The 407-nt window shown below is 36.1% G+C and carries 1 protein-coding gene; it reads left to right on the top strand.

Going from position 1 to position 407, the window contains the following annotated elements; all coding sequences use genetic code 11:
- Positions 1 to 282: IS66 family insertion sequence element accessory protein TnpB (gene tnpB / locus C1E99_RS03680; RefSeq protein ID WP_153060128.1), on the top strand; the 282-nt coding region annotated here is incomplete at its 5' end.
- Positions 283 to 407: the final 125 nt, after the last annotated feature.

The following is a 407-nucleotide window of genomic DNA, read 5'->3' as shown; positions in this document are numbered from 1 at the left end:
ATTGATTCTCTCGCCTACCTTGTCAAAAGTCAATTCAATCTGGATCCCTTTTCAGGTCAGGTCTATCTCTTCTGCGGAGGTCGAAAAGACCGATTCAAAGCTCTTTACTGGGACGGACAAGGATTTTGGTTATTGTATAAACGTTTTGAGAATGGAAAATTGACCTGGCCAAACAATGAAGAAGAGGTCAAGGCTCTAACTTCCGAGCAAGTAGACTGGCTCATGAAAGGATTTTCAATCAATCCAAAAATAAATGTTTCAAAAAGTCGTGATTTCTATTGAAATCATGGCTTTTTTTCTACCATTTGTCAAGTCCATCAAGGTATTTGACGAAAAATATTTTGAGTCTCGTAATCCAAATATGGAAATTATTTTATTTTGGACTAAAGTTTAGTGTAAAAAGGGTA

Source organism: Streptococcus suis, assembly GCF_002964045.1.
In the GTDB taxonomy this organism is placed as follows: domain Bacteria; phylum Bacillota; class Bacilli; order Lactobacillales; family Streptococcaceae; genus Streptococcus; species Streptococcus suis_U.
The sequence above is the reverse complement of the archived record's forward strand: the minus strand, read 5'-3'. Positions and strand labels throughout refer to the sequence as shown.